Origin of the sequence: Litorerythrobacter xanthomarinus (genome assembly GCF_046254955.1) — a bacterium.
Lineage (GTDB): Bacteria > Pseudomonadota > Alphaproteobacteria > Sphingomonadales > Sphingomonadaceae > Qipengyuania_C.
The window spans coordinates 136,677-160,031 of sequence record NZ_JBJXRG010000002.1 but is presented as its reverse complement, the minus strand read 5'-3'; the positions used below and the strand labels follow the sequence as shown (position 1 = coordinate 160,031).

25 protein-coding genes are annotated in these 23,355 nt (G+C 59.8%); 14 read left to right on the top strand and 11 right to left on the bottom strand.

The window, feature by feature from the left end:
- Nucleotides 1-108: 108 nt before the first annotated feature.
- The 3 genes from ACEWMW_RS10030 to ACEWMW_RS10020 are packed head-to-tail and all read left to right on the top strand — an operon-like array spanning nt 109 to nt 2,282.
- Nucleotides 109-531 carry a GFA family protein gene (locus ACEWMW_RS10030; RefSeq protein ID WP_409413795.1) on the top strand — a complete coding sequence of 141 codons (423 nt, stop codon included), beginning with the start codon at nt 109-111 and terminating at the stop codon, nt 529-531.
- A 7-nt stretch (nt 532-538) separates the two neighbouring features.
- A complete protein-coding gene (gloB, locus tag ACEWMW_RS10025) occupies nt 539-1,294 on the top strand; it encodes a hydroxyacylglutathione hydrolase (protein WP_409413794.1) in 756 nt (251 codons plus the stop codon).
- 7 nt (nt 1,295-1,301) lie between these two features.
- Nucleotides 1,302-2,282 carry an NADPH:quinone oxidoreductase family protein gene (locus tag ACEWMW_RS10020; protein ID WP_409413793.1) on the top strand — a complete coding sequence of 327 codons (981 nt, stop codon included), beginning with the start codon at nt 1,302-1,304 and terminating at the stop codon, nt 2,280-2,282.
- On the opposite strand, the gene ACEWMW_RS10015 is transcribed toward ACEWMW_RS10020, so the two are convergent.
- From ACEWMW_RS10015 to ACEWMW_RS09975, 9 genes are all read right to left on the bottom strand, one after another.
- The gene (locus ACEWMW_RS10015; RefSeq protein ID WP_409413792.1) at nt 2,279-2,836 is read right to left on the bottom strand and encodes a PepSY domain-containing protein; all 558 of its coding nucleotides are present in this window, start codon (nt 2,834-2,836) and stop codon (nt 2,279-2,281) included. The two genes, ACEWMW_RS10020 and ACEWMW_RS10015, sit on opposite strands and share 4 nt — an antisense overlap.
- A gap of 234 nt (nt 2,837-3,070) precedes the next feature.
- Nucleotides 3,071-3,604, bottom strand: a complete 534-nt coding sequence (locus tag ACEWMW_RS10010) for a F0F1 ATP synthase subunit B family protein (protein WP_409413791.1) — start codon at nt 3,602-3,604, stop codon at nt 3,071-3,073.
- Entirely contained in the window at nt 3,597-4,091 is a 495-nt protein-coding gene (locus ACEWMW_RS10005; protein ID WP_409413790.1) for a F0F1 ATP synthase subunit B family protein, read from the bottom strand. Before ACEWMW_RS10005 ends, ACEWMW_RS10010 begins: the two co-directional genes overlap by 8 nt.
- Nucleotides 4,092-4,135: 44 nt before the next feature.
- Nucleotides 4,136-4,363 carry an ATP synthase subunit c family protein gene (locus tag ACEWMW_RS10000; protein ID WP_409413789.1) on the bottom strand — a complete coding sequence of 76 codons (228 nt, stop codon included), beginning with the start codon at nt 4,361-4,363 and terminating at the stop codon, nt 4,136-4,138.
- A gap of 33 nt (nt 4,364-4,396) precedes the next feature.
- Nucleotides 4,397-5,173 carry a F0F1 ATP synthase subunit A gene (locus ACEWMW_RS09995; protein WP_409413788.1) on the bottom strand — a complete coding sequence of 259 codons (777 nt, stop codon included), beginning with the start codon at nt 5,171-5,173 and terminating at the stop codon, nt 4,397-4,399.
- Nucleotides 5,174-5,191: 18 nt separating this feature from the next.
- Complete coding sequence (locus tag ACEWMW_RS09990) at nt 5,192-5,518, bottom strand: AtpZ/AtpI family protein (protein WP_409413787.1); 327 nt, start codon at nt 5,516-5,518, stop codon at nt 5,192-5,194.
- Between the two features lie 187 nt (nt 5,519-5,705).
- A complete protein-coding gene (locus tag ACEWMW_RS09985) occupies nt 5,706-6,098 on the bottom strand; it encodes a YdbL family probable chaperone protein (protein ID WP_409413786.1) in 393 nt (130 codons plus the stop codon).
- 11 nt (nt 6,099-6,109) lie between these two features.
- Nucleotides 6,110-6,319 (bottom strand): YnbE family lipoprotein, encoded by a 210-nt coding sequence (locus ACEWMW_RS09980; protein ID WP_409413785.1) that lies wholly within the window; start codon nt 6,317-6,319, stop codon nt 6,110-6,112.
- Nucleotides 6,320-6,366: 47 nt separating this feature from the next.
- Nucleotides 6,367-9,597, bottom strand: a complete 3,231-nt coding sequence (locus ACEWMW_RS09975; protein ID WP_409413784.1) for an intermembrane phospholipid transport protein YdbH family protein — start codon at nt 9,595-9,597, stop codon at nt 6,367-6,369.
- A gap of 54 nt (nt 9,598-9,651) precedes the next feature.
- Here ACEWMW_RS09975 and radC point away from each other — a divergent pair, with 54 nt between their 5' ends.
- Nucleotides 9,652-10,365: a RadC family protein gene (gene radC, locus ACEWMW_RS09970; RefSeq protein ID WP_409414445.1), complete on the top strand. Its 714-nt coding sequence runs from the start codon at nt 9,652-9,654 to the stop codon at nt 10,363-10,365.
- Nucleotide 10,366: 1 nt separating this feature from the next.
- On the top strand, nt 10,367-11,149 hold the full coding sequence (locus ACEWMW_RS09965) for an NRDE family protein (protein WP_409413783.1): 783 nt from the start codon (nt 10,367-10,369) through the stop codon (nt 11,147-11,149).
- On the opposite strand, the gene ACEWMW_RS09960 is transcribed toward ACEWMW_RS09965, so the two are convergent.
- Entirely contained in the window at nt 11,128-13,872 is a 2,745-nt protein-coding gene (locus tag ACEWMW_RS09960) for a DUF3857 domain-containing protein (protein WP_409413782.1), read from the bottom strand. The genes ACEWMW_RS09965 and ACEWMW_RS09960 overlap by 22 nt on opposite strands.
- Nucleotides 13,873-14,058: 186 nt before the next feature.
- On the opposite strand from ACEWMW_RS09960, the gene purB reads away from it, so the two are divergent.
- The 9 genes from purB to ACEWMW_RS09915 all read left to right on the top strand — a co-directional run bounded on the left by purB (nt 14,059) and on the right by ACEWMW_RS09915 (nt 21,562).
- Nucleotides 14,059-15,372, top strand: coding sequence for an adenylosuccinate lyase (gene purB / locus ACEWMW_RS09955; protein ID WP_409413781.1), 1,314 nt, complete (start codon nt 14,059-14,061; stop codon nt 15,370-15,372).
- Nucleotides 15,373-15,438: 66 nt separating this feature from the next.
- Entirely contained in the window at nt 15,439-15,771 is a 333-nt protein-coding gene (locus ACEWMW_RS09950) for a LapA family protein (protein WP_409413780.1), read from the top strand.
- A complete protein-coding gene (pyrF, locus tag ACEWMW_RS09945; protein WP_409413779.1) occupies nt 15,768-16,442 on the top strand; it encodes an orotidine-5'-phosphate decarboxylase in 675 nt (224 codons plus the stop codon). Before ACEWMW_RS09950 ends, pyrF begins: the two co-directional genes overlap by 4 nt.
- A 9-nt stretch (nt 16,443-16,451) precedes the next feature.
- Entirely contained in the window at nt 16,452-17,090 is a 639-nt protein-coding gene (locus tag ACEWMW_RS09940; protein ID WP_409413778.1) for a phosphoribosylanthranilate isomerase, read from the top strand.
- Entirely contained in the window at nt 17,087-18,301 is a 1,215-nt protein-coding gene (gene trpB / locus ACEWMW_RS09935) for a tryptophan synthase subunit beta (RefSeq protein ID WP_409413777.1), read from the top strand. Before ACEWMW_RS09940 ends, trpB begins: the two co-directional genes overlap by 4 nt.
- Nucleotides 18,298-18,630, top strand: a complete 333-nt coding sequence (locus ACEWMW_RS09930; RefSeq protein ID WP_409413776.1) for a hypothetical protein — start codon at nt 18,298-18,300, stop codon at nt 18,628-18,630. The genes trpB and ACEWMW_RS09930 overlap by 4 nt, the downstream gene beginning before the upstream one ends.
- Nucleotides 18,623-19,417, top strand: coding sequence for a tryptophan synthase subunit alpha (trpA, locus tag ACEWMW_RS09925; protein ID WP_409413775.1), 795 nt, complete (start codon nt 18,623-18,625; stop codon nt 19,415-19,417). The genes ACEWMW_RS09930 and trpA overlap by 8 nt, the downstream gene beginning before the upstream one ends.
- Nucleotides 19,414-20,262, top strand: a complete 849-nt coding sequence (gene accD, locus ACEWMW_RS09920) for an acetyl-CoA carboxylase, carboxyltransferase subunit beta (protein ID WP_409413774.1) — start codon at nt 19,414-19,416, stop codon at nt 20,260-20,262. Before trpA ends, accD begins: the two co-directional genes overlap by 4 nt.
- Before the next feature lie 7 nt (nt 20,263-20,269).
- Nucleotides 20,270-21,562, top strand: coding sequence for a bifunctional folylpolyglutamate synthase/dihydrofolate synthase (locus tag ACEWMW_RS09915; RefSeq protein WP_409413773.1), 1,293 nt, complete (start codon nt 20,270-20,272; stop codon nt 21,560-21,562).
- Here the strand turns inward: ACEWMW_RS09915 and ACEWMW_RS09910 are convergent, their stop codons facing one another.
- Nucleotides 21,563-23,335: an AmpG family muropeptide MFS transporter gene (locus ACEWMW_RS09910; RefSeq protein WP_409413772.1), complete on the bottom strand. Its 1,773-nt coding sequence runs from the start codon at nt 23,333-23,335 to the stop codon at nt 21,563-21,565.
- Nucleotides 23,336-23,355 lie beyond the last annotated feature (20 nt).

The window sequence follows — 23,355 nt, the reverse complement described above, 5'->3', positions numbered from 1 at the left end:
CCACCGCGTCCTCAAGTAGCGAAGCGGTAGGACATCAGGAATTGGCCCGTTTGCCACACCGGCAGGCGGGCCTTTCCTATTGGGGATGCAAGCGATAGACAGTCAGCCATGCTAGCTTCCTGTCAATGCGGCGCTCTGACTGCCACGGTTTCGGGCGATAGCGCGCGGGTCGTGTGCCACTGCATAGACTGCCAGAAGCGCAGTGGATCGCCTTTCGGATATATCGCCTACTATTCCACAGACCGTGTAGAAGTGTCCGGCGAAAGCCGCGAATACATTCGCCCCACCGACCTTGGCGGTACTTTTACCAATCGCTTTTGTCCAACCTGCGGTTCCACGATACTCGTCCAGGCAGGGGTCCATCCAGACAAGGTTGGAATTCCGGTCGGAGCCTTCGCGGACCAAAACTTCGCCCCGCCCCATCGCGCCGTTTACGATGATCGACGTCACGACTGGATCACGCTCCCCGAAGATCTGCCAACCTTCGCCAAAGGGCGCTCCACGGCCAGTTCAAAGGCGGCGCAAGAATAGGAATATCATGCTCGAAGTTCACCAATTCCCCTGCCTGTCCGACAATTACGGTTTCCTGCTGCACGATCCAGAAAGTGGCGAGACGGCTGCTATCGATACGCCCGATGGAGCCGAATACCTCAAGCAAGCCGATGCCAAGGGATGGAAGATCACCCATATTTGGAACACGCACTGGCATCCTGATCACGCAGGTGGAAACGGGGCGATCAAGGATGCGACAGGCTGCGAAATCGTCGCTCCTAAAGAAGTCGAGCGGATCTCGCCGATCGATAACCTGATCGCACATGGCGACAAGGTAAAGCTGGGCGAGTGGGAAGCCGAGGTGGTCGACGTATCGGGTCACACCAATGGCCATATCGCCCTGCACATCCCCAAAGCACGAATGGCTTTCGTCGGAGACAGCGTGTTCGCGCTCGGCTGCGGCCGGATGTTCGAAGGTGAGCCGCAACAGTTCTGGGACAGTCTCGACCGGGTCAGGCAGTGGCCCCAAGACACCACACTCTATTGTGCCCATGAGTATACCCAGTCGAACGCGAAGTTTGCGCTGCATGCCGATCCCGACAATGTCGAGCTGCAGCTTTACTCGGACGAGATCGATGCCAAGCGCGAGCGCGGCGAACCGACTGTTCCCATGCAGCTGGGCCGAGAATTGAAAACCAATCCATTTCTGCGTGCCGATGCCAATGATCTGCGCAAGCGTTGGGGCGGTTCCAATCCGGCCGAAACCTTCGCAGCCCTTCGCACGGCGAAGGACAATTTCTAGCAAGTCTATGCAGGCGTTGCAGGTTACCAAGCTGTCGGACGACCTGTCCGGAGTAGAGCTCGTCGATGCCGCCGTGCCGCAGCGCAAGCCGGGCGAAGTGCTGGTTTGTGTGCGTGCTGCTTCGCTCAACTTCCCTGACCTGCTGATGACGCAGGGGAAATATCAATTCAAGCCGGAACCGCCTTTCGTCTCGGGGCTGGAGATGGCGGGCGAGGTGATTGAAGCAGAGGCAAACAGCGGCTTCCAAGCGGGCGACCTGGTGATGGGCGGCGCGAAGATAGGCAGCTTTGCCGAGTTCGTCTCGTTACCCGCTAAGAACCTCAAACCCATTCCGCAAGGCTTCGATTTCGCCCAAGCCGCTGCTTTCGGAGCAGCCTACAGCACGGCCTATGTCTCACTGGTCGAGATTGGGCAGCTGGAAGAGAGGCAGACGGTACTGGTGCACGGTGCCAGCGGCGGGGTCGGTCTTGCCGCCTGCGACTTGGCTAAGGCGCTCGGAGCGCGGGTTTTTGCCAGCTCAGGCGTCGAAGAAAAGTTGCCGCGCATTGCGGAGGCGGTGTCGCCCGATGCGACCTTGCTGGCCGAAGGGCGTTTTCGAGAAAAAATAGTCGAGCTTACCGATGGCCGCTTGTGCGATATCGTCCATGATCCAGTAGGCGGAGATGTGTTTGACGAAAGCTCCCGCTGCGTGACCTTCGGCGGTCAATTGCAAGTGATTGGCTTTACCTCGGGCCGGATCGCGGAAATCGCGACCAATATACCGCTGATAAAGGGGTTCTCGGTCGTGGGCGTCCGGGCCGGCGAATATGTCCGGCGTTTCCCGGAGCGCGGCGAGGTCGTTTCGGCAGAACTCGGCAAGCTCGCCGCAGCGGGCAAAATCTCGCCGGTTATCGATCGGACCTTGCCGCTCAGCCAGTGGCGCGAAGGTTTCGACGCAATGGCGAACCGCGAACTGGTCGGGAAAGTGGTGTTCGAGCCGGGTGCCTAGCCGAGCGCGACAAACCCGCCGAAGGCGAGCACACCGACCGCACCGCTAGTTAGGGTTAGCCGACGCATTGGCTTGGACTGCATGCCCATCACCAGCCCACTGGCGACCAGCAGGAACAGCACCACGGCAAGGGCGGTCGCGTAGACCTTGAAGAAGGTGCTACCCTTGGCCTTGTGAAGCTGGACCAGCCAGCGATGGAAGCTCGCTTCGCGGATCGTCGCCTGAGCAGCTAGCGGGTTTTCGGCCGACTTCAGCTCGATCTCGCTCCGCGCACCGTTCCATGTCAGCGACGCGCCCTCGCCCGTTTCGACTGTTAGTGCCCCACTAGGAATTGGAAGATCGCGTTCGACCAGCTGCTGCACGGCCAAGGACGTGATGTCGCCTTCCGACTGATCCGCGAGCGGCTGCGAAAGTTCAACCACTGCGCTTTCCTCGTGCCATTCCCCCTTGTTGCCCCAGGTGTAGAGCGCTCCTGTCACCAGGAACATCAACACTGCCGGAAACATGAAAGCGGCAAGCGCAAGATGGAGTTTCGTCAGGAAGGCACGGTTCATGGGATTTGTTATCCAATCAGGAGAAGTTGCTTTGGCATGAGAGGTGAATGTTTTGGTTGCGAATGCCTCGCATTAGCATTTCTGAACTGGATGCCAAGCCCTTTGAAAATCCCGATCAACCAGCGCGCCGCCACCGCGACACCTCTCGCTGAGTGGTCTAGTCCACGATCAACACCACCACGAAAAAGGGCGGCCCGCAGGACCGCCCCGATTTCGAAACCGCTAGGAAAACGATCAAATATTCTGGATTGTCTCATCCACTAGTTTGCTGTCAGCATCGGCGCCAAGCTTGTCCACGATCAGACCACGCGCAGCCTCCGCAGCTGCCTTGGCAGCCCGATCGCGAAGTTCTTCGATCGCCGCGCGTTCTGCTGCTGTGATCTTCTCTTCGGCCATCTGCTTGCGGCGTTCGACCATGTTCTTGGCATCGACCTTGGCCTTGGCGACGATGTCTTTGGCCTGTTTCTCGGCGCTCGATTTGAGTTCGGCCAATTCGCCATCGGCAGCCTTGGCTTTCTTCTCGTATTCCGCTTTCAGCGCTTCGGCTTCCGCGCGAAGCTGCTTCGCTTCGTCGAGCTGCTTCTTGATGTCCGCGATGCGCTGATCGAGCGCGGCTGCGACCATAGCTGGCACGCCAACGCGCCACATAATCAGCAGCACAACCACCATCGCAAGCGCAACGGCTACACCCGGCGAGATAAAGCCGAATGCCTTGGGCTCGACAAATTCGTCACCGGCGCCGACCATCGTGAGCAGGAGATCATGCATTTGCGAACGCTCCTGTAACCGCTTGGCGGGCTTCAGCCTCGGACACTTCCGCGCCGGTCAGTTTGGCCACAATATCTTTGGCAGCCTGTGCGGCCACTTCCTCAATCTCTGTCAAGGCTGCGGCACGCGCGGCATCGAGCTCGGCCTCTGCGGCCTCGGTAGTCACGGCGATTTCCTTATCTGCCTTGCCAACCTTCTTTTCGATATCGGCCTGTGCTTTCGCCTTTGCCTCAGCCATCACAGACTGCGCATCAGCACGCGCCTCGTTGACCTTCGCTCGCCAGGCTTCCTCGCTGGCTTCGGCCTCGTCCTGAAGACGCTGCGCCTCGGCTAGGTCGGCTTCGATAGAAGAATCGCGATCGTCCACGGTCTTCTCGACGCGGGGAACAATCCACATTCCCACGACAATGAAGATCGTGCCGAGCACGAGGGCCAGCCAGAACCATTGGGACTGGTAGGCTAAGGCCAACTGGTCAAGTTGGGGCATTGGGGCCTCTTACGATCGAGTAACGCGCCTGGGGTCCTTATCGCTCAACGAGCGAACAGGATGATCATGGCGACGGCGAATGCGATCAGGCCAAGAAGTTCGGCAGCAGCAAAGCCGACGAACATCCAGATACGCTCGCCTCCGGCGGCACCAGGATTGCGCAGAGCGCCTTGAAGGTAGTTGCCGAAGACGCTGCCCACGCCGGTCGCGGCTGCGCCGATACCGATTGCTGCGAGACCCGCGCCGATCACCTGTGCAGATGCAAGATCCATTATTCTAACTCCGTTGGAAAAATCGTTGGTTGTTTAGTGAAGATTGACTGCGTCGTTGATATAGATCGCTGTCAGCAGTGCGAAAACGTAAGCCTGGATTGCGCCCACCAGCAGCTCGAGGCCGCTCATGAATACGATGAACAGGAAGCAGAGGAACGCGACGAAACCGCCCATAGCACTCTCTGCCATCAGGCCCTGTACGATGAAGTAACCGAAGACCTTGAGCAGGATGTGGCCGGCAAACATCGCCACGAAGGGACGCAGGCCGAGACTGAAGGGGCGGACCATGAACGAGATGAACTCGATCGGCGCCATAAATATCTGCAGTGGAAGCGGTGCGCCCTTGGGAACGAACAGCGAAAGAAAGTGAAGCTTGTGCTTCCAGAAACCAACACCCAGCACGATGGCAAAGCTGATGATGCTCATGATGCCGGTGATGGTGAAGTGGCTGGTGACGGTGAACGGCTTGAGGCCGAAAACGGCAAAGGGCATGGAGCCGAGCCAGTTTGCGGCGAGAATAAAGATGAAACTTGTGAAAACCCAAGGAAGGTATTTGCGACCTTCCGGTCCAATCGACGAGCGCGTGATGTCGCCAACGAAATCGGTCACGATCTCGACCGCAGCCTGCCAGCGACCGGGCACAACAGCGCGGCGTGTTCCGCCCCACATGAACAGCAGAATCACGGCCAGCGAGATCAGCATCCACATTGCCGAGTTGGTCAGGACAAAAGGAGATGCCACGAGTTCGCCGCCGCCAACCGGCGCGATCTCGAACTGGTGCATCGGATCAATTTTCGCTTCAGCTGCCACTGCTCTTGCGATCCCTAATTAGTCTTCCGCGTCCGCGGACTTGTTCGAGTTCATGCGCACCACATGAATGCATGCGCCGATGAATGCCAAAAACATCATCGTAATCGTTAGCCAGGGCAGCGTTCCGAACAGCTGGTCGAGAAACCAACCGATGATAATGCCGCCCAGCGGATAGCCCACCATGGTCGAGGCAACCGACATTGCCGAGGCATGGACCTGGCCCATCAGTTCCTTGTCCTTACCGGTACGTCGATCTTCCTCAGCCCGAGCCTTGGCAATCCGCGCCTCAAGCGAGTCGATAGCCGGGTCCTCGTCAACCTGTGAGGTGTCGGGATCGTTGGCCACGATGGAAGCGTTTCCTCAGCTCAAGGGAGTTGAATTTCTGCACGGTCGAGAGGCCCCGGCCGAAACTGCGCTGCCCTTAGGCACCCCGCCCTAGCGAGTCAACCGCGTGTGCGGCATTGCAGCATGAAAAAGCGGCGCCGCCTTATGATGGGCAACGCCGCCTTGTTTGGTCTGTGGATTAGACGGATTACGGGCAGCGCGGATCGCGCAGCGGCGGAGCACTGGTCCGGGTCTGCCAGGTACCGTCAGGTGCCTGGTATTTCTCGCCCGGCACAGTACGCGAAATCGCAATGCAACCTGCCGTCAGTGCGTACTCTTCGAGGGTGGCACTCGCGGCCTGCGCACGCTCCGCATAGACCGCCCGGCGCTTGATATTGATGTCGTCCACCAGGCGTTGCAGATCAGGCGAAGCGGAACCAACGATACCAAGATATCCGTCCATCTTTTCGCCGACCGCGCCCGAAGAGCGAGCAGCTTCGTAAGCCGGATCACGCTGGGCATAGGCAACAGTGGCCAGACCGCCAATTGCGGTCGCTACCAGCGCAATCGCCAGTGCCGGTTTCCTGAATGCTGTCGTCATATCATTTCCCATCAGAAAATATCCGCATTATCTTCAATCGTATCGCCCGCATCCTCTGCGAGGCGATAAATCACTTCCTGCCGGATGTTGATATTAAGCTCGATCACGATCGGTTCTTCCGGAGCATTCACCGAAATACACCCTGTCAACGCGATCGTTCCTGCCATCAGCAGCGGCAAAATTGCCCAATTTGAGCCATTTCTGGGGCGCGCAAGCAGCATTTGCAATGCCTTTGCAGCCCTTCCGGCTCCGGTCAATTGAACATGATTCATAGAGAGTTCTCGCTTTCTGGGCTCTGAATGGGCGGTTCATCCGGAAGGATATCCGATGTCGTGACCTGATCGCGCACTTCGCTGCCGGTCACCGAGCGCTGTAGGCGGATACCGTCATCGGACAAAAGTCCCAGTTCGCGCGGATCACGCACGAACGCAGGATCGTACATGGCCTTGAGGCTGGTGATGAGCTGGTAGAACGGCGCGCTGATGTTGATGTTAAAACGAATAGGCAACTTCGCGATCCGCCTGGTGAGGATATTCGATCTGGCGCCCTCGCCTTGTTTGACGCCGTTAAATCGAATGCGGGTAACGATCTCTCCGGTCAGCGAACCATCCATGCGCACTTCCATTTCGCTGTAATCAAGCGACCGCAGCGCATCGAAAGCGAAATTGGCAATTGCCGAAAGGTCTTCGTAGGTAAGCTCGCCGACATAAGAGAGATTTCCACCGGGCGGACGTGCAATCAGAAGCCCACCTTCGATCCGGCCATTGCCGTCCTCGTCGAACACCAGCGGGATCGTCCCGTCGAAAAGACCGGTCGCGCTGATGTTGCCCAGTTCCATTCGCTCCACAAACTGGCTCGACTCCATCCCCGTGACCATGAGGATATATCTGCGGACTTCATCTGCGCCCAAATTAAGATCTACCGGCTGGATAGTCAGTGTACCGCCCAGGAACGGCCATGTTCCGCCTGCAAGAGACAATGCGGTGCCGTCCTTGAGGTTGAATTCGATCTCGCCGTCGAAAATCTCAATACCCGGGTTGATCGATGCAACCTTGAGGGTTTGCCCAGGCGCAGTCGTCAGGTTGATCAGGTCGACGAACTCCACCGTACCGCTAGCGCCCTCGACCGGTCCGAAAGCGGCAGCGAAATCGAGCCCATCAGATGAGAATGAGCCATTGCTGGTTACTTCCTCGTCGCTCCACTCGATCCGGCCCGTTCCGGTAACAGTGCCATTCGCGTTAGCGATCACTCCCAGTGCGCGCGGTGTCAGATCGTCAGGCTGCAGCGCCTTGTCGAATTGCAATCCATCGACCTCGATATCCGCGTGGCCTGTGCCGCTTTCCAGGTTGTGGACGATGGCGACATCGGTCACAGCACGGTCGCTGGCCGGCTCGCGGAGTGTGGCAAAGGCCGTGATCCGATTGTCGACCAAGGTAAGTCTGCCATTCCGGGCAATCAGCGGATTGAACCGCGCTTCTTCTTCGCGATCGACTAGGCGGAAACTGCCGCCCTCGATTGAAAGCTCGCCGTCGGCAAAGCTCCATTGCCCCGCCGCATTGAGCAGGTTCATCGGAACCGCGAACAGGCGAATATCGGCCTCGTCGAAACTCCCGGTCACATCCTCGCCCAGTTTCGCATCAAGGTTGGTCACCTTGAAACGGGAAGCTTCGCTGCCGGGACCAAGGACAATGTCGAGGTCTCGCGCGGTCATAGCCCCGGGATAGGCAAAGCCGACAGGGCCGCTGCGGATTGTGATGGGTGTGTCGCCCACGTGCCCGGACAGGTCGAGCGAAGGGGCGCCAGCTGCGATGCGCATCCCGCTTCCGCCGCTTCTCAAAATTGCACCGGAGGTGCTTGGACAGAGCCTAAGGCCGTTGCCGGCAAGCGAGAGGTTGGCCAGCTCCAGCCTGTCGAATTCAATCGGGGTGCAACGCCGCCACAGCATCAGCCCCGCACGATCGGAATAGAGTCCATCTATCGGGATCCGCAATTCGCGCGCCATCCCGCCGGGAAGCGGGCCACTCGCAACAACCGATCCGGCAAAGCCCAGTTGTCCTCGGTCCGATTGCGCGATGACGATCTCCGGAACCGCCAGGGACGATTCTCCCGCGCTGTATTCCTCCATTTTCATGCGCAGGACAGGATTGCGCGTGCCGCGTTGCTCCATCCGCCCCGAAATCCGAGGCAGGCCGTCCCCGCCAAATGTGAAATTGCCCTGTGCGCGGGGAACGCCTTCACCGTCACTGCTCAGCTGCAGTCTGGAAATCGAAAGCAATGGCCCACCATCGGCGCTGACGAGGCGGGCTTCGGGCACCACTAGGCTTGAATTCCCGTCCGTCCGCCGCGCGGTCAGTTGTGCGGTAAACCGGCTGCCGCTCGCCTCCCGCTCAAATGCGCTCCGGAACTTGGCAAGCAGTGGTGCGAGCAAATTGTCGCGGGCGCTGCGCTCAATCTCGGCTAGGCCCTGCGTCGCAGCATTGCCGAGACGTGCACCCTCCCCGGCAAGGTCCATTTGCAGTTCAACTTGCTCGAACCCGGCATTCGCCCGGATGTTCCCGTTGGCCGCCAGCCGTTCGAGCGCGACCATTTCATGCGCGACTGTGCGGAGATCGAGCGATAGATCCGAATTTAGGCGCTCATCGCGATAAAAGCCATCAATTGAGCCGCGCGCACTGCTAGCTGCGATCCCGGCCATATTGATTGATGCGGACCGGATCGTGGCCTTGGCATCGAAGCCGGACAGTTCTGGATCGCCGTCCATGATTGCCTGGATCGCGAGGTCCTGCAGCGCCAACTCCTGCTCGGGACAAGCCAGGCGAGCCAATCGCAATGGCCCTTCAAAACGCGGCTTGTGCGCATTGGTCGTCAACGCTCCAAAGATCGAGGCGCCCGTGGCGCGACATTTATCGAAGGCAAGGACTGGTGCGGTCGCGGCGAGTTCGCCGGAAAAGCCGCTATCCAGTTCACCCTCGCCCTCCAGAAACAGGCCAACTGGCCCAATTTCGGTATCAAGGAACCCTCGGCCGTCCACCACCAGCAAGTCGAGATCAGGCAATTGCGGCGCTGTGCCGGAGTCGGCAAAGATCACCGAATCGAGGTTGCCGAAGCTCAGTTCCCCATTGCGATACGTGCCGTACAAGCGCGGTCTGACCAGCTCTACCCGGCCGATCGTTGGGATCCCCCAAGTGTAATTGAGGAACACCGTGACCCGCTCCGCGGTAAAGTCGGGTGTTTCGGGGACACCGATCACGAGATTGGTGAGAACCTGTTCGGCCGCACCGATCGACTCGATATCGTAAGTGGCATCAAGGCCCAGGGCCTCGAGTTCTTCGACAATGTAGTTGTCCGCAATTCGCTCTCGCTGGGTCCAACCGTAGGCAAAAATGCCCAGCAGAATGACGAGCAGCCCCAACGAGATACGCACGCGCCAGCGGCGCAAGCCGGTCCGGCGGCGATCTTGCGACTCCTCTTGGTCAAATTCGTCTTCGGCCTGGACCATTCGCTCTCGCACTTGCGCCTCTCGCCCAGGAAAGGCAATGAATGGACAACGCCGATGGCGGGGGTTGGGTTGCCGCAAGCTGAAGAAAAAACCGATTTAAATGCCGGTCACGGGCACCGCGAGCGCTTGCGCAGGCGTTTGCTCGATGGTGGAGCCGAGGCCCTGGCTGACTACGAAGTGCTCGAGTTTCTCCTTTTCGCCGGGATGCGGCAAGGCGACACGAAGCCAATCGCCAAAGCACTCCTCAAGGAATTCGGCTCGCTTGCCAATGTCCTGAACGCGGATCCGGCAGCCTTGAAACAGGTCAAGGGGATCGGTGAAGCAAGCGCCGCAGCATTGAAAGGCGTGTCTGTCGCGGCCCGCCGCATGGCGCGCAGCGAAGTAAAGGACCGCCCGATCCTGGGCAGCTGGCAGGCGCTGATCGACTATCTCACCATCGATATGGCGCACCTGACAGTCGAACGCGTGCGGATCCTCTATCTCGATACGCGCAATCACCTGATCCTCGATCATCACCTGACCGACGGTTCGATCGACGAAGCCGCGATCCATCCGCGCGAAGTTATCCGCAAGGCAATGGATGTGGGAGCCAGTGCGATCATCATCGTGCACAACCACCCCAGCGGGGATCCCTCGCCCAGCCGCGCCGATATCCAGATCACCAACCGCATCGCCGAAGCCGGGCGGCTGATGGGAGTCACGCTGCACGACCATGTGATCATCGGACGCAGTGACCACGTTTCCCTGCGCTCCAAGGGACTTATCTAACATGTGTGTCGCTGCGTTCGCCTGGCATGCGCATCCCGACTGGCCACTAATCGCAATCGGCAATCGCGACGAGTTCCACGAACGGCCAGCAGCGAGCTTGGACAAATGGGCTGGCGAGCCCGGAATTCTCGCAGGCCGCGATTTGCAATCGGGAGGTACATGGCTGGGCGTCAGCGAGGCTGGACGGTTCGTGCTCGTGACCAATTTGCGTGGATACGGCCAGCCCGATCCCCGCAAGCGCTCGCGCGGAGAGCTGGTTACCAATTTGCTCGCGGGAGAAGCAGACCCAAGAGATGCCGATCAACTGGCACTCCACGCCTATAACCCGTTCAACTTGTTCTGCGCCGACGTGAGCGGCGCGCGTTTTCTCACCAATCGTCCCGAGAGCGTGTCGACCGGCCTCGCCCATGGCATTTACGGCGTTTCAAACGGCACTCTCGACGAGCCTTGGGCCAAGACGGTCTATCTGAAGGGTGCCGTCCTGGATTGGCTCAATGCAACCAGCAACGATGCCGAACCCTTGTTCGATGCGCTGACCAATAGGGCGGTTCGCGATATGGGCCTTTTGCCACGCGACCAGTCCGAGATCGCGGTCGAACCCTCGGAGACACCACCATTCATCTGCCACCCGCTCTATGGCACGCGTTGCTCAACCGTGGTGATGATCGACCGCAAGGGTAACGGGCGGATTATCGAGCGCAGCTTCGACGCAGAGGGCCAAGCGAGGGGTGAAATCGATCTGGAATTTGGGTGGAAGCAAAGTCAGGCGGGCCCCAATCCGTAAGCAGTGTAGGTTCGCTTCATGCTCGGCGCTGCCCACAATGCTGAATTGATATCATCGCGCCCGCCCTCGTCACCCAATTGAGTGCGGATGATGCCGCGCAGGTAACGCGAGGCATGCTGATCGGGATGCGCGCTCAAGACTTCGTCCAGCTCGGTTACCGCCTCCTCGCTTCTGCCAAGCCGATAAAGCGCAAGCGCGCGACTGTCACGTGCGGGAGCGGAGACACCACCGCGCTCGACGGCGGCTGTACAGATCGCAAGAATATCTTCGTCCACCATGTTCCAGATCCCGGCATACCAACAAGCCTCATTCAGCTGGTTGGCATCTTCCGGACTGGTATCGGCGATATCCCGCAACACAGTTAGCCCCTCGGCGGCCTGCCCTGCCCAACCCAGCGCGAATGCGCGAACTTGCTCACCCTGCTCGAAATCATCGGCAATTAGCGCAAACTCTTCTGCCAATGCCAGCGCCTCGTCACCGCGGCGCAGCAGTCCGAGAATCTCGATGCGACTGCCGTGACTTGCGCCATTGCCCTGGAGCTCCTCCGCTGTTTCCAAATCGGAAAGCGCATTCTCGAGGTCTCCCAACTGCTGGTGCGCACTCGCTCTCCGATAATACAGCCCAGTGCTGGCAGCACGCGCAATAGCTTCGTTCAGATCCTCTAGAGCACCTTGAAAATCTCCCGTTCCAGCGCGAAAGCCAGCCCGGTTGGCATGCGCGCTGGCATCATCGTCATCGGCATCCTCGATCAACTTCGCATAGGCATCCTCGAGCTTCTCAAGCAACTTGCGGTGCTTGCCACGATATTCCCAGCTACGGCGGGCATCGCGCGATGCCTTCAATGTCGGGAGCGCCCGTTTGAGCCGTGCCGTTTCACGCTTTGCGGCGGGAAGCTCAGCTGCCTCCAGTTCCCACACGTGACTGCGCATGGACTGGTCAAGGTAAAGCCGGCCAATATCGAGTCTCACCTCGGAATTGATGGTATTGCCGGCGATCATCTGATTGATCGAGGGGCTTCCTTCCAACGTGAATTCTTCATCGGGCAACGACCACACGATCTCGCGAACCTCATAAATTGGCGCGTTGATCACCACGGGTATTTCTCGCCATTCCTTGCGTGCGCGATCCACATCGACCGAAAATCCGTTGGCTAGCTGGAAATTGATGTTGTTCTCATAGATGCCGCGGTTTTGTCGCCACGGGGTTGTTCGCAAGCCCGAGAGGTTGATCCGTGCCGTGCCGGCCTCATCATCGAAAGATACAGCGCGTTCGGTTACCTGGCTGCTACCGACGACATTCCTGGCGACACGATCAATCATATTGTCGCGCACTTCCGCCTCTTCCATCTGCGAGATAGCTTTCCAAGCAGCGGCAGATGCACCAGTCAGATCAACTTCGATGTCAAAAAGGGCCGGCACGGCAATGCCGGCACTCTGGTCGATTGTCAGGCGAATGGTCTCGGCGGGTACTGCCAGTGGCCGGGCAACCATTTCGACGAGATTCGCACCTTCGGGCTTTAGGGGCAGACCGTAGAAGAAGCGCGGGACATCGGCGATATTGTCCAATCGCGTCCCGCTACCTGTGCCATCCAACCAATAGTCCTCTCCGCCGATCCGCGCGTGAACGATTAGATGATCGAAGTTTCCTGGCATCGGAAGGATTTGCGGCAGGGCGTCGCCATAGACCGTCTGGACGAGCAAGGCATTCGCCTCGATATCCATCTTGCGTAGCATGGTCAGCAGGAGGAGCGTCTTGGCCTTGCAATCGCCGTAGCGCTTGTCCCAGGTTTCACCAATTGTTTGTGGTATGTAATTGCCGCCATTCAGCCCATTAAGAAGGTAGCTGATTTCATCCTGCACCAGCTGAGTGGCGAGCGCCGCACGCTCGAGTGAGTCATCCGTCCGAGAGGTAATCTCGGAAACTTTGGCAACGAGCTCAGGAATGCTGTCCAGCCCGCCGTCGGTCGCGAAGAGAGGTTCCATTTCGCGAGACAGCTGCTCCCAGCTATCATAGCTGCTGAACTGGACCATTGGCGGCAGCCGGAAACGCTGCGGGGCATCACCCGGCATCCCCTTCGGCTCGGCAGCAGGCAGCTCTACCGAGTAGACCCGATACCCATCCTTCTCTTCAAGCATGCCCATGTCGGATTGCGCAATGACTTGCGAGCTCACCTCGGATTCGACCGGCCAGGAGGCGATGATGCGCCCTTCGGCCAGAGGCATCGGCTCGGTAATGATAACGCCGGTCCATTGCATGTGGTCACCCAGAGCTTGGTCGGACAGCGTGGTCGAGTAGCTCATTCGCATGATGTCGCCGATTTGCGCACCCGGCAGTGGCATTGTCGCGGTCAATTCCCCGTCGAGCATGCGATTTTCGAGACCCCGTTCGCGCCGGATCGCTTCGAAACGCGCCTCGCCGGCCAGCACATCGATGACTTGTCCATCGCGCATTAGCTCGACCCGATGAATGATCAGATTGCCTTTATCGGGAAACCACTGTGCCGAGAGCGTTCCTAGAGCGGTCAGAGCTTCGGGAGATTCAAGCGCGACAGCATTGTCTATGTATGTCCAAACGGTGCCGTCTTCCAATCGCACCTGTTGCTCAAGGAGGCGTAAGGGAGTACCTCCGGCTCCATCAGCGCTGTCGAGTTTGGCGACGTCTACCCAGTCGGGAGTTGGTTGGTACAGTATCTCCTCGCCCGCTGTGGCTGAAGACGATGCCACAATCGCAATGGCGGCTACGGAATGGCGTAGAATATTCAATGCGAGACCCCTGCTTAGTGCCCCATTGTTGTAGATAAGGCGCGCGGGATTGCAATTGCGGAACAATCCGCTCCGCCGCACCCTTGTTTTTGCCACCGGAGCAGCCTAGCCGCGCTCGCAAAAGTTCATCCCTTTCCGGAGTATTCCATGGTCCCCCGCTACGCCCGCCCTGATATGACTGCCCTGTGGGAACCGGAAGCCAAGTATCGCATCTGGTTCGAGATCGAGGCGCATGCGACCGAGAAGCTGGGCGAACTCGGCGTCGTCCCCGAAAGTGCCGCGAAGGCGCTGTGGGACTGGTGGGCGACAGATCCCAAGATCGATGTCGCAGCAATCGATGCGATCGAAGCGGTTACCAAGCATGACGTGATCGCGTTCCTGACATGGGTGGCAGAGCAAGTCGGCGACGAAGCGCGCTTTATGCACCAAGGCATGACCAGCTCGGACGTGTTGGACACCACGTTGGCCGTTCAGTTGGCGCGCGCGACCGATATTCTGCTGGCCGACATGGACTCCCTCCTCGCCGCGATCAAACGCCGCGCCGAAGAGCACAAATACACACCGACCATTGGTCGCAGCCATGGCATCCACGCCGAGCCGGTGACGTTTGGGCTCAAGCTGGCACAAGCCTATGCCGAATTCGATCGTAGCCGCGAGCGCCTGCGCGCCGCGCGGGTGGAAATAGCAACCTGCGCCATTTCGGGCGCTGTCGGCACCTTCGCCAATATCGCACCCGAAGTGGAAGCGCATGTTGCCGAAAAACTCGGCCTCAAGATCGAGCCGATTTCGACGCAGGTTATCCCGCGTGATCGCCATGCCATGTATTTCGCGACGCTGGCCGTCATTGCCAGCTCGATTGAGCGCGTAGCTGTCGAGATCCGGCATCTGCAGCGCACCGAAGTCCTTGAGGCGGAGGAATACTTCTCGCCCGGCCAGAAGGGCTCCTCGGCGATGCCGCACAAGCGCAACCCGATCCTCACCGAGAACCTTACCGGACAGGCGCGCATGATCCGCAGTTATGTCATGCCCGCGCTCGAAAACGTAGCGCTGTGGCACGAGCGCGATATCTCGCACTCTTCGGTCGAGCGTTTTATAGGGCCGGATGCGACCATCACGCTCGACTTCTCTCTAGCCCGCTTGACCGGGGTCGTCGACAAGCTGCTGGTTTATCCGGAGCGCATGCAGAAGAACATGGACCGCATGGGCGGCCTCATTCATTCGCAGCGCGTCTTGCTGGCGCTAACGCAGGCTGGGGTATCCCGCGAAGATGCCTACCGCCTCGTCCAGCGCAACGCGATGAAGGTATGGGAATCGGACGGTGCGCAATCGCTGCTCGATCTGCTCAAGCAGGACAAGGAAGTGACCGCGGCGCTGAGCGACTCCGAACTCGAAGAGAAGTTCGATCTTGAGTATCATTTCAAACAGGTCGACACGATTTTCGCGCGCGTTTTCGGGGACTGACATGCCAACGGCTGGACGCTGCCGAGCTTCGCGCCTAGCATTGCTGCAAATAATCGGGAGTACGCCATGCAGATCGTTCGTACCGTAGTCTGGGTGCTGACACTGGTCGCCGTCTTGCTGTTCACGCTGGGCAATTGGGATCAGCAGGTCACTGTGCGCATCTGGGAAAACCTCGTGTGGGACACACGCTTGCCCGCAGTGGTGATCGTTTCATTCCTGCTCGGCATGCTGCCGATGTGGATGATCGCGCGCGGCACCAGCTGGCGGCTTAACCGCCGCATCGGCCATCTTGAGCAGGCGACGCGCAATATCGCTGCGCCTCCTCCGCCCCCGGCAACAACTCCGCCCAGCAATCCGGCTCCGACTCAGGAGACCGATCCTAGCCTGCGATCCGAATGAGCAATCCTGTTTACCTTGCGCTCGACGTACCGCAGCTTGACGCGGCCAAGGCGCTGGTCAGCAAGGTCAAGGCGCATATCGGCGGAGTAAAACTGGGGCTCGAGTTCTTCTGCGCGCATGGCCACCACGGCGTGCACGAGATCGCGCATCTGGGACTGCCGATCTTCCTCGATCTGAAGCTGCACGACATTCCCAACACGGTTGCAGGCGCGATGCAGGCGATCCATGTGCTCGAGCCCGCGATTATCACGATCCATGCATCAGGTGGACGCGCGATGCTGGAAGACGCCAAAGCCGCCGCGGCGGAGGGAACGAAGGTTGTCGCAGTGACAATGCTCACCAGCCTCGACGAGCGGGATCTGGAGCGCACGGGAATTTCGGGCACTCCGCGCGATCATGTGATGCGGCTGGCGGATCTCGCTCAGGACGCCGGGCTCGACGGGATTGTCTGCTCGGGCCAGGAAGTGAGCGGGGTCCACAAGCGGTGGAAAGACGGGTTCTTCGTCGTCCCCGGGCTGCGCCCCGGCGGCAAACCGACAGGTGACCAGAAACGCGTCGTTACCCCGCGCCAGGCGCGCGACGATGGCGCGAGCGTGCTGGTGATTGGCCGCCCAATCAGCCGAGCCGACGATCCGGTCGCGGCCGCACGGGCGATCGAGGCGACGCTTTAGGGGCGCACAATGCCTGCACCCGAAATCAAGATCTGCGGTGTTTCGAGCCCAGATGCGCTAGATGCGGCGATTGCCGCGCAAGCGGACTATGTCGGATTCAACTTCTATCCGCCCTCGCCGCGCTATGCGTCCCCGGCGATCGTAGCGAAGCTGGGTGAGCGCGCGGCAGGCAGGATCACCAAAGTCGGCGTATTCGTCGATGCAGATGACGTTTTTCTTGGCGAGCACTCCGAAGCAGCGAAGCTCGATGCGATCCAGCTGCACGGTGCAGAATCGGTCGAGCGGGTCACGCAGATAAAATCGCGCTTCGGCCTGCCGGTCTGGAAAGTCATCTCGGTTTCGTCGGCCAGCGATGTCGAGAAAGCCAAGGCCTACCAGGGCGCGGCAGACTTGATCCTGTTCGATGCCAAGACACCCAAGGGCGCGCTGCCCGGCGGGATGGGTCTGGTATTCGACTGGTCCCTACTCGCTAGATATCGCGGTGCATTGCCATGGGGGCTTGCCGGAGGGCTTTCGCCTGCAAATGTTGCCGAAGCGATGGCCGCAACCGGAGCATCACTTGTCGACGCTGCGAGCGGTGTCGAAAGCGCTCCGGGCGTCAAGGATGTGGACTTGATAGCCGCCTTCTGCAAAGCGGCGCGATCATGACCGAAGCATCACCCAATTCCTATCGTAACCAGCCCGACGAACGCGGGCATTTCGGTGATTTCGGCGGACGCTATGTCGCCGAAACGCTGATGCCGCTAATCCTCGACCTGGAGAAGCATTACAAAGCGGCCAAGGCCGATCCTGCTTTTAAGGCCGAATTCGACGACTTGCTGGAACATTATGTGGGACGGCCCAGCCCGCTCTATTTCGCCGAACGGCTGACCGAAGCTTTGGGCGGCGCGCAGATCTGGTTCAAGCGCGATGAGCTCAATCACACCGGTGCGCACAAGATCAACAATTGCATCGGCCAGATCCTGCTCGCGATCCGCATGGGCAAGACCAAGATTATTGCCGAGACCGGCGCGGGCCAACACGGCGTGGCCACGGCGACAGTCTGCGCGCGCTTTGGCCTACCCTGCACCATCTTCATGGGCAAGACCGATGTCGAGCGGCAGCAGCCCAATGTCTTTCGCATGAAGCTGCTGGGTGCCGAAGTGATCCCCGTGACTTCCGGCGCGGCCACGCTCAAGGACGCGATGAACGAGGCACTGCGCCACTGGGTCGCGCATGTCGATGATACATTCTACATCATCGGTACGGCAGCAGGGCCGCATCCCTATCCTGAGCTGGTGCGAGATTTCCAAAGCGTGATCGGCATAGAAGCGCGGGCGCAGATGCTCTCCCGCGTTGGCCGCCTGCCCGACCTGCTGGTCGCAGCGATCGGCGGCGGTAGCAATGCCATCGGCCTGTTCCACCCCTTCCTCGATGATCCAGAGGTGAAGATGCTCGGCGTCGAAGCGGCGGGGCATGGGTTAGACAAGGAACACGCGGCGAGCCTTGCGGGCGGGTTCCCCGGCATCCTCCACGGCAACAAGACCTATCTGCTGCAGGACGAAGACGGCCAGATCACCGAAGCGCACTCGATCAGCGCGGGTCTCGACTATCCCGGTATCGGGCCGGAGCATGCCTGGCTGAAAGAATCGGGCCGCGTCGAATATACCTCTGCGACCGACACGGAAGCGCTCGAGGCTTTCCAGCTGCTCTGCCGCACCGAGGGAATCATACCGGCACTCGAGCCTGCGCATGCCATCGCCGCGGTAGCGAAAAAGGCGAAAGATATGCCGGATGACGCGATCATCCTCGCCAATCTGTGCGGTCGCGGTGACAAGGACATCTTTACCGTCGCCGATGCGCTGGGAGTGGAGATGTGAGTACCGTTGTGATGCCCCTCAGCGTGCTGATCCCTTTTGCTTTAATGTTAGTGGTCACACTCGCAATATTTGGGATGGTGCGGCTCAAAGAAGGGTATCGGGCTCCAGACTCAGTTCAAGATTCTTTGAAACATATTCTCAGCTCTGTTGGCGTGCCTTTCGTTTTCTTGATGGTAGTCTATTTGGTGCTTGACGGCTTCGAAGTATCGGAGCGTGTCTCCACCACAGCTATTGGAACAGCTGGAGCGGTAGTGGTACTTGTAGTTGTTGATTTGGTCGCGATCTGCCTGAAGCAGCGACGGACAAGGGCATTAGACCAAAATGACTAACCGCCTCTCCTCAGCCTTCGCCAAGGGCCACCCTGCCCTCGTCGCCTTTATCACCGCCGGTGACGGCGACACTGCCGCCAATCTTGACGCGCTGGTCGAAGGCGGCGCAGATGTGATCGAGCTGGGCATGCCCTTCACCGATCCGATGGCTGATGGCCCGGCGATCCAGGAAGCCAACCTCCGCTCGCTCGGCAAGGGCACAACCACAAACGAAGTGCTGGTGATCGCCAACGAGTTTCGCGCGCGTCATCCGGACATTCCGCTCGTGCTGATGGGCTATGCCAATCCGATGGTCAGGCGAGGGCCGGAATGGTTCGCTGCCGAAGCCAAGGGTTGCGGCGTCGATGGCGTGATCTGCGTCGATATTCCGCCCGAAGAAGACGACAGCCTTGGTCCGGCATTACGCGCGGCGGGGATCGATCTCATCCGTCTCGCCACACCCACCACCGATCACGCGCGACTTCCGACAGTTCTCGAGGGGTCTTCCGGTTTTCTCTATTATGTCGCGGTCGCCGGAATCACCGGCATGCAGCAGGCCGCAATCGAATCGATCGAGGCCAATGTCAGCCGCATCAAGCAATCGACCGACATTCCCATCGCAGTGGGATTTGGTGTGAGAACTCCCGAGCAAGCATCTGAAATCGCACAGGTGGCAGACGGCGTAGTGGTCGGATCGGCTCTGGTCGAGCTGGTCGGGAAGCACGGCAGCGAGGCTCCCGGACATATCCGTGAATTGACGAAAAGCCTTGCCGAAGCGGTCCATTCCGCCGCAAAGGTGAGCTCATGAACTGGCTCACTCGCGTCCGTAACAAGCTGCCCTTCGTCACCAAGCGTGACACGCCCAATGACCTATGGGTGAAATGCCCCAGCTGCCAGGAAATGGTCTTCGCACAGGAATACCAGGACAATCTGAATGTGTGCCCGCGCTGCGAGCATCACGGGCGGATCAGCGCCGATGCGCGCCTTGCCATGCTGCTCGACGAGGGGTTCCAGGTGCTCGAACAACCGGAAGTCACCGAGGACCCGCTCAAATTCAAGGATTCGAAGAGATATACCGACCGGCTCAAGCAGGCGCGTGCCAAGAACCCGCATGCTGATGCTTTCAGCGTGGGTTCGGGTGAGATCGAGGGACGTCCTGCAGTCGTGGGCGTGCAGGACTTCGGCTTCATGGGCGGGTCGATGGGCATGGCGGTTGGCACGGCATTTTGTGCCGGAGCCGAACGCGCATTGAAGCGCAAGTGTGCCTATATCGTATGCACAGCGGCGGGCGGTGCACGGATGCAGGAGGGCATCCTAAGCCTTATGCAAATGCCCAAGGCGACAGTAATGACGCGGCGCCTGAAAGAGGCTGGACTACCCTATATCGTCGTGCTGACTGATCCGACCACCGGCGGCGTAACGGCCAGCTATGCCATGCTGGGCGACATCCATATTGCCGAACCCGGCGCGTTGATCGGTTTCGCCGGACAGCGCGTGATCCAGGATACGATCCGCGAGCAGCTGCCCGAGGGGTTCCAACGCGCCGAATACCTCCACAAACATGGCATGGTCGACATGGTCGTGCACCGCGGCGAGCTGAAGGATATGCTAGCCACCGTGCTCGACTACCTCGCGCCAAAAAAGGCTGCCTAGCCCCACGATGCGGGATTTCGCCCGCTCCGATGATCCTCAAGTCCAGGCCCAGCTCGACCGGCTGGCGCAATTGTCCGTGCCTGATGGCCGCTTGGGTCTCGAAACGATCCACGCATTGCTCGGGCGGTTAGGTGATCCACACACACGATTGCCGCCGGTGTTTCATGTCGCAGGAACCAACGGCAAAGGCTCGGTCTGTGCTTTCCTGCGCGCAATGCTTGAAGCTGATGGCAAGAGGGTTCACGTCACTACCAGCCCGCATCTGGTACGCTATAACGAGCGGATCAGGATTGCCGGCGAATTGATCTTGGACGAAACGCTCGCGGCGCTGCTGGACGAGGTTCTGGATGCTGGAGCGGACCTCAACCCCAGCTTCTTCGAAGTCACTATCGCTGCTGCGTTTCTCGCGTTCAGCCGCACACCGGCCGATGCTTGCGTGGTCGAAGTTGGACTGGGCGGACGCTTCGATGCGACCAATGTGCTGGGGCCGGAGGTTCTGGCGGCCTGTGGGATTACAGCATTAGGAATCGACCACGAGCGCTTTTTGCTCGCGCCGGAAGAAGGCACGCCGGAAGAGCCAATCGCCCGAATCGCCTTTGAGAAGGCGGGTATCGCCAAAGAAGGCGTGCCACTGCTGACGCTGGCATATCCGCCCATCGCGACAGACGAGATTGTGAAGGCTGCCGAGCGGGTAGGCGCGCTACTTGGAATGCGCGGGGGAGCGTGGTCATATGCCCTCGATGCTATGCTTACATATCGCGACGGCAGCGGTGAGATGACGCTGCCCCGCCCAACTATCCCCGGCGCACATCAAGCGGAAAACGCGGCGCTCGCCATCGCCATGCTCCAGCATCAAAGCACCCTTGCGATCTCACCAATGGCAGTTGCGACGGGCATCAAGCAAGCGCACTGGCCTGCCCGAATGCAGCGACTTTCTCCCGGACCTTTGGTGGGCGTGCGCGAAGTCTGGCTCGATGGCGGCCATAACCCCAATGCCGGTGAGATGTTGGGCAATCACTTCGCCGGACAGCGGCTCCACCTTGTGCTTGGCATGCTTGATACCAAGGATCCCAAAGCGCTCACCGGGCCACTGGCAGACAATGCTGTCACGCTCACTGTAGTCCCGGTTCCGGGCCATGACTATCACGCACCTGAAGCCTTCGGATGCGATGTTCAGTCCGGATCAGATGTGTCCGCCGCTCTCGCCGCTCTGCCTGATGACGGTCTGCCTGTTCTTATTGCCGGCTCGCTTTACCTTGCAGGGCAAGTCCTGCGGCTCAACGACGAGATCCCTGACTGACTATTCCGCCGGGGCGGTCTCACGCGCTTCGGGAGCGACAATCCCCGCCTTGTCCTTCAGCCGGCTCACTCGCCACCACTCGATACCGACAAGCACCACCGCGACAAATCCGATCAGCGTCGTGAGGATGAAGACGTAGAAATAGCCTTGCTCTTCGATCAACTGTCCCAGTGCTCCACGCCCCAGAGTGCCGACCAGCATGGTGAGCGAGGATAGCAACGCGTACTGCACCGCCGAATAACCCTTGGCCACGATGCTGGAGAGCCAGGCTACGAAGGCTGCCCCGGCAATCCCAACCGCGAGGTTCTCGGCAAAGATTGTCACCATAAGTTTGGCCAGCGCCTGATTGCCGCCGAACTGCTCGATCAACCATGTGAAACCAATCGCATCGGAAACGGCCGCCATGCGGAAGCCCCCGATCGCCAGGTCGGCATACAAGAGATTGGTGAGCGCTGCGAGCAATGCACCGAGAAACAATGTCGTCATGCGCCCCAGAACCGTCAGCATGAAACCGCCCAGGGCAAGGCCTGCGATCAGCGCTCCGACGCCGAAGAACTTCGACGCCACCGCGACCTCATCGAGAGTGTAGTTCAATTCCCCAAGATAGAACGGATAGGCGAAAGTGCCCCAGATCGAATCCGTGATGCGGTAAGTCAGGACCAGTGCGAGCACCAGCACGAGCGCCCAGCCCATGCGCCCGACAAACTCGGTCAGCGGCAGGATCAGGGCGCGGTATAGATGGTCGATCATCCGGTCGAAACCGGACTCTGCGGCATAGGGCGAGTGATAGCTGCCGGTCTGGATTTGCTCGTCGTCAGTCACTTGCGCAGGGATTACCCGGTCACCTCGCCTTTGGAGCCGCACCAACCAGGCCGCAATCAGCGCCGGAACGACAACGGTTGCGACCACCACTAGCGGCCCCATGGTTGAGATGAATTCGACCGAATCCGGTCGCGATTCCGGATCGCTTGAAAGGGAGCGCACCATGAACACGACTACGGTGAAAAGCGCCCAGCCCCAAAGCAGGGCGACAGCGCCCAGCGCCCATGCGCGAACCTTGGGCACAACCTGCCCGGCTTCGCGCAGGCCATATGGGTCGTCGCCCGCTTCGTTCTCAAGCGCCTTCATGGCTTTGGTATCAGCATCAGGAGCGAACAGGCCGAAGAAACCAACGGTCAGCAGGATCGCGCCCATAATTGCATAGACTGTTGGCCAACCGAGTCTCTCGGCCAGGATGAGCGCCAGCGCGCCGCCGACGAGAGCCGCGATGCGGTAGCCCATCTGGTAAACCGCCGAGAGGATATCGATGGTTGCTACATCGTCGGCGACATCGACGCGCCACGCATCGATCACCACATCTTGCGTCGCCGAGGCGAAGGCTCCCAGCCCCGCAAGCAGGCTGAACAGGCCCAGCTGCGAGCCCGGATCCAGCAGCGACAAAGTGACGAGAATGCCGCCGAGGAGCAGTTGCGCGGGGACAATCCACTGCTTGCGTTTGCCGAGCCGGCGGAAAGCAGGAAGATCGATCCGGTCGAGCGCGGGCGACCACAGGAACTTGAATGCGTAGGAAAGTCCGATCAGCGAGAAGACGCCCATCGTTTCCAGATCGACCTCGGCCTGCGTAAGCCAAGCGTAGAGTGTACCCAGTAGCAAGGCGTAAGGAAGGCCTGCGGCGAAGCCGAAGATGAGCATGAACCCAGTCTTGCGGTTCGACAGGGCGAGGAGCAGGGTCCGCCAGGCAGATTGCTTCTTCGGTAGTGCGGCCTCGGCCATTCCCTAGCGTCCTTCCTATT

Bases quoted from the DNA above. Each gene is read 5' to 3' on its own strand.
- ACEWMW_RS09975 (WP_409413784.1), bottom strand. From the start codon at position 9,597: ATGGTCCAGGCCGAAGACGAATTTGACCAAGAGGAGTCGCAAGATCGC.
- ACEWMW_RS10010 (WP_409413791.1), bottom strand. From the start codon at position 3,604: ATGCATGATCTCCTGCTCACGATGGTCGGCGCCGGTGACGAATTTGTC.
- accD (WP_409413774.1), top strand. From the start codon at position 19,414: ATGAACTGGCTCACTCGCGTCCGTAACAAGCTGCCCTTCGTCACCAAG.
- ACEWMW_RS10030 (WP_409413795.1), top strand. From the start codon at position 109: ATGCTAGCTTCCTGTCAATGCGGCGCTCTGACTGCCACGGTTTCGGGC.
- trpB (WP_409413777.1), top strand. From the start codon at position 17,087: ATGACCGAAGCATCACCCAATTCCTATCGTAACCAGCCCGACGAACGC.
- ACEWMW_RS10020 (WP_409413793.1), top strand. From the start codon at position 1,302: ATGCAGGCGTTGCAGGTTACCAAGCTGTCGGACGACCTGTCCGGAGTA.
- ACEWMW_RS09910 (WP_409413772.1), bottom strand. From the start codon at position 23,335: ATGGCCGAGGCCGCACTACCGAAGAAGCAATCTGCCTGGCGGACCCTG.
- ACEWMW_RS09965 (WP_409413783.1), top strand. From the start codon at position 10,367: ATGTGTGTCGCTGCGTTCGCCTGGCATGCGCATCCCGACTGGCCACTA.
- radC (WP_409414445.1), top strand. From the start codon at position 9,652: ATGGCGGGGGTTGGGTTGCCGCAAGCTGAAGAAAAAACCGATTTAAAT.
- ACEWMW_RS10015 (WP_409413792.1), bottom strand. From the start codon at position 2,836: ATGAACCGTGCCTTCCTGACGAAACTCCATCTTGCGCTTGCCGCTTTC.
- ACEWMW_RS09940 (WP_409413778.1), top strand. From the start codon at position 16,452: ATGCCTGCACCCGAAATCAAGATCTGCGGTGTTTCGAGCCCAGATGCG.
- ACEWMW_RS09950 (WP_409413780.1), top strand. From the start codon at position 15,439: ATGCAGATCGTTCGTACCGTAGTCTGGGTGCTGACACTGGTCGCCGTC.
- ACEWMW_RS09980 (WP_409413785.1), bottom strand. From the start codon at position 6,319: ATGCTGCTTGCGCGCCCCAGAAATGGCTCAAATTGGGCAATTTTGCCG.
- ACEWMW_RS09915 (WP_409413773.1), top strand. From the start codon at position 20,270: ATGCGGGATTTCGCCCGCTCCGATGATCCTCAAGTCCAGGCCCAGCTC.
- pyrF (WP_409413779.1), top strand. From the start codon at position 15,768: ATGAGCAATCCTGTTTACCTTGCGCTCGACGTACCGCAGCTTGACGCG.
- gloB (WP_409413794.1), top strand. From the start codon at position 539: ATGCTCGAAGTTCACCAATTCCCCTGCCTGTCCGACAATTACGGTTTC.
- trpA (WP_409413775.1), top strand. From the start codon at position 18,623: ATGACTAACCGCCTCTCCTCAGCCTTCGCCAAGGGCCACCCTGCCCTC.
- ACEWMW_RS10005 (WP_409413790.1), bottom strand. From the start codon at position 4,091: ATGCCCCAACTTGACCAGTTGGCCTTAGCCTACCAGTCCCAATGGTTC.
- purB (WP_409413781.1), top strand. From the start codon at position 14,059: ATGGTCCCCCGCTACGCCCGCCCTGATATGACTGCCCTGTGGGAACCG.
- ACEWMW_RS10000 (WP_409413789.1), bottom strand. From the start codon at position 4,363: ATGGATCTTGCATCTGCACAGGTGATCGGCGCGGGTCTCGCAGCAATC.
- ACEWMW_RS09985 (WP_409413786.1), bottom strand. From the start codon at position 6,098: ATGACGACAGCATTCAGGAAACCGGCACTGGCGATTGCGCTGGTAGCG.